A 7495-nucleotide genomic window follows, 5' to 3' on the forward strand; every position below is an offset into this window, starting at 1 on the left:
CGGCGATTTGCTGACGGCAACTAAAGTCACAGATCCCAACAATGGCACTCTCGGATTTAATCAGGATGGTTCGTTTATTTATACTCCGAATCCTGGATTCTTTGGAGTCGATAGTTTTACTTATACTGTCAGTGACGGGGCTGCAACTTCAGCAGAAATTTTAGCAAATATTAATGTCACCAATCAGCCGCCGATCGCACAAGCTGACACCTACAGCATCAGTCCGGGAAAAGTCCTCAGCGAAATAGTGCCGGGAGTTTTAGCCAACGACTCCGACGCAGATTTAGACGCGCTGACTGCTGCGGTGGCCGCAAACCCGACGCAAGGGTCGATCGCCCTCAACAAAGACGGTTCTTTCACTTATACTCCTAACGCAGGCTTTTCTGGAACAGACACCTTTACCTACACAGTCAGCGACGGGATAGTTAATTCTGAACCGGCTACAGTGACTGTCAGCGTCAACAATAACCCGCCTGTGGGGAATTCTGACAGCTATACTACTGGTTATAATACGGGTCTCAACGTGACGGGTTTGGGAGTCTTAATCAACGATACAGACCCGGAAAACGACCCGCTGACGGCGATTCTGGTGACAAATCCGGCTACAGGGTCGATCGCCCTCAACGCTAACGGTTCCTTCGTTTACACTCCGAATGCTGGTTTTGCAGGGACAGACTCTTTTACCTACAAAGCTAATGATGGCAAAGCTGATTCTGCGATCGTCACGGCAAGCATTATTGTAAATAACCCTCCGACTCCGACTCCCACGGAAACTCCGACTCCGACTCCGACGGAAACTCCAACTCCGACTCCGACGGAAACTGCAACTCCGACTCCGACGGAAACTCCGACTCCGACTCCCACGGAAACTCCGACTCCGACTCCCACGGAAACTCCGACTCCGACTCCGACGGAAACTCCAACTCCGACTCCGGCGGAAACTCCGACTCCGACTCCGGCGGAAACTCCGACTCCGACTCCGACTCCCGCGGAAACTCCGACTCCGACTCCGACGGGAACTCCGACTCCGACGGGAACTCCGACTCCGACGGCAACTCCAACTCCGACTCCGACGGAAACTCCGACGGCAACTCCAACTCCGACTCCGACGGAAACTCCGACGGCAACTCCAACTCCAACTCCAACTCCGACTCCGACGGAAACTCCGACTCCGACTCCGACTCCCACGGAAACTCCGACTCCGACTCCCACGGAAACTCCGACTCCGACTCCCTCGGAAACTCCGACTCCGACTCCCACGGAAACTCCGACTCCCACTCCGACTCCGACTCCAACTCCAACTCCAACTTCGGCGGAAACTCCGACTCCGACTCCGACTCCAACTCCAACTCCGACTCCGACTCCAACTCCAACTCCGACTCGGACGGGAACTCCGACTCCGACTCCGACGGAAACTCCGACTCCGACGGAAACTCCGACGGAAACTCCGACGGAAACTCCAGACGATCGCGATTGCATTTGCGAACAGATTACCCTACCCGCGATCGGTTCGATTCCGGGCCCGAATTCAGTCGATCGCACTTTCAACGGCACTGAGGACAGCGACTTCCTCATCGGCAGCAATCTCAACGACGTTATCAGGGGTTTCAACGGCGACGACATTCTGCTGGGCGAAAAAGGCAACGACAATATTTACGGGGGACTGCCCAGCAATATCTCCCTTGGCCCCAATGCAGACAAAGATTTGGTGTTTGGCGGCAATGGCAATGATTACCTCAACGGCGGCGGCGGCGACGATCGCATTTTCGGGGGTAAGGGCGATGATGCGGCCATCGGCGGCAAAGACGATGACTGGATTTGGGGCGACAAGGGCAATGATACTCTGGTTGGGGCTGAGGGTAACGACAGCTTGTTTGGAGGCAGTTTTGACCCGTCTAGCCCTGACTCGACTGGACGCGATTTGCTGTTTGGCGGTGCGGGTAACGACTTGTTGAACGGGGGAGATGCTGCGGATACTTTAAGCGGCGGAGAGGGCAATGATACGGTTTACGGCGGCAAGGGCAATGATGTTGTGGTGGGGGGTACTGGCAACGATCTGCTGTTGGGCGCGATCGGCAGTGATAGCATTTGTGGCGAGGATGGGGACGATACTATTTTCGGAGACCGGGCGATCGGCTTTAACGGCGAGTCTGATTCCCTCTGCGGGGGTGCTGGCAATGATTTGATGTTTGGCAACGGCGGTAGTGACAAGCTATGCGGCTTCGAGGGCAACGATACTCTCAACGGCGGTAAAGGCGACGATTATCTGATTGGGGGTTTGGGAAATGATATTCTCAGCGGCGGCATTGGGCGCGATCGCTTTGTTTTAACAGCAGGTTCCGGCAGCGATCTAATTACTGATTTCACAAAAGGTGAAGATTTACTGGTGTTACCGGGCGGTCTAACTTTTGCTCAACTTAGTATTACCCAAAACGCTAATGCAGCTTTCATCAGAATTGGTCAGAACGGTCAACTGTTGGCTGCTGTCAATGGAGTGCAAGCTAGTGCGATCGATCTCAATGATTTTACCATCTTTGGCTAACCACCACACAATCAGCCCTTTCTGGCGTGAGTGCTGACCTGGCTGACCTATTGGTGCGATCGGCAAATGCCCGATCCTACCGTCGGGCGATCGGCAATCAACCTAGTTTATTGCCGATCGCCTGTTAACTGAAAAAGATTTACCGATCGCAGGTTTCGAGATTTCAAGCCTTTGAGAGTCTTCTTCACCGCGAAGACTCTCGAAGGCACCGCACCCTACAGTTTCTCGTTTCCCGGCTTTGCCTTGTATTTAAACTGGAACCAGAGTCTGCTCCAAAGTTGCCACTAATTTGAGATTGTACTCATCCTCAAAAGAGGGCTTTTTATAATCCAAACTCCACAGTTCCAGAGCGCAATCGTCTGAGGGATTTAGCGGTTGCAGCCGCAAATGAAACTCTCGAACTTCTGGGCGGTGTTCGCATTTAAAATCCGAAATTGCCCCGATCTGCCGCCTGTCCAAAGCCACGGCCAGCCGCAGAAAAGGATGCAACTTACTTACTACTTCCCGGTATTTTTTCGTCAGTATTACAAAATTATCGTGCTTTTTTTTCGGAGGATTTTTACGGTGATAGCGAGCTAAATTTGCAATTACTTCTATCTCTGTTTCAGTGTATCCCAATAACTCACCATTGCGAATTAAATAGTAAGAATGCTTGTGGTGCGCCGAATGACTGACGTACAAACCGCAGTTGTGCAGAATTGCTGCCGCCCACAGCAACTCCCGTTCTTCGGTTCCCCAATTGTGGAGAATTCCTTGAGTTTGGTCGAAGAAATTGAGCGCAAATGCTGCGGTTCTTTCGCTTTGTTCTAAATTGACTTGATATTTGTTAGCCATGTGCAGAATGCTGCGCTGGCGGATTGAACCTTGATAGCGCAAGCGGTTTTCAATCAAACCGTGGGCCAGCATCCAGTCAACAATTACGCCTTCTCTCAGAGAGCGATCGCACACAGTAAGCGATTCAATTCCTAATAGTGTCATCGCTTCCTGCAAAATCAAAGATCCTGCCATAATAATTTCCGCCCGCTTGTCCGACATTCCCGGAATTGCCAGCCTTTCCGAGTAAGAAAGTTTGCGAAAGCGATTGACTAAATCGCGCAAATCTTTTAAACTTAACTGATATCCAGCCAGCGGACTCGGAACAGTTCCCAACTTTTCGCGAGCGTTAATTGCAGCCAGAGTTTCGATGGTTCCAGCAGTGCCAATCAAGCGCAAAGGTTCGCCAGCATTTAATTGAGAGCGCAATTCGTCGATCGGTCTTTCCAGCGAAATCCGAATATAAGCTTGCAAATAAGCAAACTCCTCCCTGCTAATCGGGTCAGTTTTGACAAATTGTCCTGTTAAGCGAACAGCACCAATTTTTGTACTGGTGAGACAGCGAGGCTCAGAACTGTCTCCTAAAATCAACTCCGTAGAACCGCCCCCAATATCAATAATCACCTGCGACTCATTGTTAAACTCCATCCCCGAAAGGACACCGAGATAAATTCTCCGCGCTTCTTCCTGACCGGAAATTAAACTAACATTCAGGTCTAATTCTTCAGCAACTTGTTTGAGAAAATCCCGCCCGTTAGGAGCTTCCCGAACAGCACTCGTAGCCACAGCGATAACTTGTTCAGCATTGAAAGTTTTAGCAATATCAAGAAAGCGGCCCAGAGTGGCGATCGCCCTTTCCATAACCTCGGACTTCAAGCACCCTGTCTTAGCCTCGCAATCGCCCAACCGAACCGTATCTTTTTCTCTAGCAATAATCGTAAATGCGGGCAATTTCGGATCGATCCGCGCCACCACCATGTGAAACGAGTTAGTACCCATATCAATAGCAGCAATAATGCGATTTGACTCCGCAGAAGCAAGTGAATTAACCATTGGAGTATATCGGGGTTGACAGATATTTATGATTATTTCACGAATCCAGTTAGGCATTCTATTAAATTAGCAACAATCTGGAACTGCTGACCGGCCTTGACTTTCACCGGTTTTCAATTCCGGCCCAAGTACGCGCGTGCGAAGCTATCCCGTAGGGAATCGCCATCCGAGAGAGTAAGTGATTGTGCCTAAAATTTGATAAGATCTAGAGTTAAAAATATCAAATCTAGAATTGAAATGCTTAAAGAGCCCGATCGCCAACCCGAATCCACATTGCTAACCGTCGTGAGGCTTTTGAGATGGGACAAACCAGCAGGAAGGCTCATTTTAATGATTCCAGCCCTCTGGGCCGTCTTTTTAGCAGCAGACGGGAGGCCGCCTGGAGCATTGGTGGGCGTGATTGTGTTGGGTACCTTAGCCACAAGTGCGGCTGGATGCGTCATCAACGACTTATGGGATCGCGATATCGATCCCGAAGTAGAAAGAACGCGATCGCGCCCCCTAGCATCCCGCGCCCTCACCGTGCAAACTGGAATAGGAGTTGCATTAATTTCCTTGGTATGCGCGGCGATTCTCGCTTTGTATCTCAATCCGTTAAGTTTCTGGCTGTGTGTCGCAGCCGTACCAGTAATTATCTGCTATCCCCTAGCAAAAAGATTTTTTCCAGTGCCGCAATTAGTGTTATCACTTGCCTGGGGTTTTGCAGTTTTAATTAGTTGGAGCGCCGCCGTTCACGAATTAGAATTAGCGACTTGGCTGCTGTGGGGTGCAGTCGTGTTTTGGACGATGGGATTTGATACAGTTTATGCCATGAGCGATCGGGAAGATGACCTGCGTTTGGGGGTGAATTCCAGCGCGATATTTTTCGGGGATAATGCCGCTAATGCTGTGGGTTTTTTCTTTGTTGGTACAGTCTGTTTGTTAGCAGCAATGGGAGTTAATCTGCACTTGCACATTGGTTTTTGGATGGCAATTAGTGCGGCGGCGATTTTGTGGTTTTTGCAGTACAGTCAACTCCGAAAAGCGGAGCTTCCTAAGCTTGTTTACGGTCAAATCTTTCGCCAAAATGTTTGGGTGGGGTTTGTCATATTGGCGGGGATGATTGTTGGGGAGATTTTTTAGCTTTTGTATGGGGTGGGGCGAGTGGATAAACGCAGTAGTTGGGTCGAAGCGCAGGGCATCGCCCGCCCCTAAAGCTTGTGGAACAGATTACTTCGATCGCCAAGTCTCCGGAACTCTACCAAAACAAGGTGCAGATATTACTGATAATATTTTAAATATCAATCTCAATAGGAATCAAGGGCGATGATAGAACCGATTTCGACTGCTGCTGCCATGACGATCGCCAAAATTGCGTTTGATAAATTTATCGAAGGCGGTGCAGGCGAGTTGGGCAAGAAAGTCACTGAAGGTATTACCCAGAAGATTCAGCAACTGGCACAAGCAGTTTTGCCTCGCCTGAAGGGGAATCAAGAAGCACTGAAAGTGCTGCAAGCGGCAGAAAAGGGATCGGTAGAAGATACGCAAAAACTCAAGAATTATCTGGACGCACTGTGGACAAAAAATCCAGAATTTGGTCAGCAAGTGCAGCAGCTTGCCAAAGAGATTCATTTTGAATTAACACGTAACGACATTCAAGCAGAGAATGTACAGCAGATTTTTGACGGACAGGGACTGCAAGTAAATAACCCCGCAGCACCAACGTTTCAGGCGAAAGATAGCCCGATTACGATCAACTACCATCTTCCTCCCAAAGATTAGCTGAAGTCGTCGGAAGATAGGGGAGCCGACAGAGTAAAGCCTTATACGATCGTAGATCGGTCGCGTCCCGATCCGAGTCGATGCGTGGGGCGGACGGCTGAATTAGCACAAGTACAAAGTTGGTTGAGCGATGCCAAAATTCGATCGATCGGGATAACTGGAGCGGGCGGCTATGGCAAATCGATGCTGCTGGCAAAAGTGTGTGGGGAAATTGAGGTAGCATCATCCTCTGGTTTTTTAGGAAAACCTTTCGAGCAAATTGTTTGGACGACTTTTACCGAATCTTATCGGTTTGAAAGTTGGGGTGGTTGGCTGTTGGTGCAACTGTTGGGAGAAATTCCCATCGGGTTGACGCGATCGGAACTTATCCCAGCGCTGGTAAATGTTTTGGCACAGCGGCGCTGTTTGCTGGTGCTGGATAATGCGGAAACTCTGCTGACAGAAAGCGGTGATTGGTTGGAAGCCGAGTATGGGAAATTTTGGTTGGCGGTGATGGGTGCGACGAGTCAAAGCGTGCTCGTACTGGCTAGTCAGGAACAGCCAAATTTGCCGCCGAATTTGCTTAATTGCAGTCGTTGGAAGCGTTTGGGCGGACTGGATGAGGCGGCTGGGGTGGCGCTGTTGCAAGCATGGGAGGTATCGGGAAGCGATGCGAAATTGCGAGAATTTGTCCGCCTTTGCGACGGGCATCCCCTGCTGATGGATGTGGTGGTGGGGAACTTGAAGGCGGATTTTGAGCTGGCTTGTATTGATGACTTGCCGCACGCCAATTACGAGTTGTTTAATTTAATCGGGCTGCATCGCGGCGATCCGATGGCTAGCTTGCGGGCGATTTTGGCCTGGAGTATTGCACGGCTACCGGAGGAGTTACAAGGGTTGATTCTGCGGCTGTGGATCTATCCGATACCATTTAACTTGGTGCGGCTGAAGGATGCTTATCCCGATTTACAGGTGACAGTGGGGCAATGCCGGCAGTTGGCGCGGAGATCGCTGTTGCAAGAAAGATGCCAACAGCGAGTGTGGGAGTTTTGGTTTCAGCCACTAATTCGGGAGTATTTACAGACGCGGGTATTGGAAGATTGTCGCGCCAAGGGATCTGTTTGGGAAGAAGCCAATACCCTGCAAGCCATCGGCGATGTTTTGCAATTCCTCGATCGCCGTGATGAAGCCCTAGAGCGCTACGATAAGGCTTTGAAACTCTACGAGCAAGTAGGAGACAATCTGGGCAAAGCCAATACCCTGCAAGCCATCGGCGATGTTTTGCAATTCCTCAAGCGCTGTGATGAAGCCCTAGAGCGCTACGATACGGCTTTGAAACTCTACGAG

The 7495-nt window shown here is 50.3% G+C and carries 5 protein-coding genes; 4 read left to right on the plus strand and 1 reads right to left on the minus strand.

Annotated elements, in window-relative coordinates:
- Window positions 1–2542, plus strand: a 2542-nt coding sequence (locus QUB61_RS12440; RefSeq protein ID WP_333189965.1) for an Ig-like domain-containing protein, incomplete at its 5' end; no start/stop codon positions are given.
- 249 nt (window positions 2543–2791) lie between these two features.
- On the opposite strand, the gene QUB61_RS12445 is transcribed toward QUB61_RS12440, so the two are convergent.
- A complete protein-coding gene (locus tag QUB61_RS12445) occupies window positions 2792–4408 on the minus strand; it encodes a Ppx/GppA phosphatase family protein (RefSeq protein WP_333127298.1) in 1617 nt (538 codons plus the stop codon).
- 237 nt (window positions 4409–4645) lie between these two features.
- On the opposite strand from QUB61_RS12445, the gene QUB61_RS12450 reads away from it, so the two are divergent.
- The 3 genes from QUB61_RS12450 to QUB61_RS12460 form a co-directional block, all read left to right on the plus strand.
- The gene (locus QUB61_RS12450; RefSeq protein ID WP_333127296.1) at window positions 4646–5530 is read left to right on the plus strand and encodes a 4-hydroxybenzoate solanesyltransferase; all 885 of its coding nucleotides are present in this window, start codon (window positions 4646–4648) and stop codon (window positions 5528–5530) included.
- 183 nt (window positions 5531–5713) lie between these two features.
- Window positions 5714–6169, plus strand: coding sequence for a hypothetical protein (locus QUB61_RS12455; RefSeq protein WP_333127295.1), 456 nt, complete (start codon window positions 5714–5716; stop codon window positions 6167–6169).
- An 84-nt stretch (window positions 6170–6253) separates the two neighbouring features.
- Window positions 6254–7495, plus strand: a 1242-nt coding sequence (locus QUB61_RS12460; protein ID WP_333189967.1) for a tetratricopeptide repeat protein, incomplete at its 3' end; no start/stop codon positions are given.

Origin of the sequence: Microcoleus sp. C2D2 (assembly GCF_036702495.1) — a bacterium.
Classification (GTDB): Bacteria; Cyanobacteriota; Cyanobacteriia; order Cyanobacteriales; family Microcoleaceae; genus Microcoleus.

What these genes read in the sequence shown, in the direction of transcription:
- QUB61_RS12450 (WP_333127296.1), top strand. Translation starts at nt 4,646, where the DNA reads ATGCTTAAAGAGCCCGATCGCCAACCCGAATCCACATTGCTAACCGTC.
- QUB61_RS12445 (WP_333127298.1), bottom strand. Translation starts at nt 4,408, where the DNA reads ATGGTTAATTCACTTGCTTCTGCGGAGTCAAATCGCATTATTGCTGCT.
- QUB61_RS12455 (WP_333127295.1), top strand. Translation starts at nt 5,714, where the DNA reads ATGATAGAACCGATTTCGACTGCTGCTGCCATGACGATCGCCAAAATT.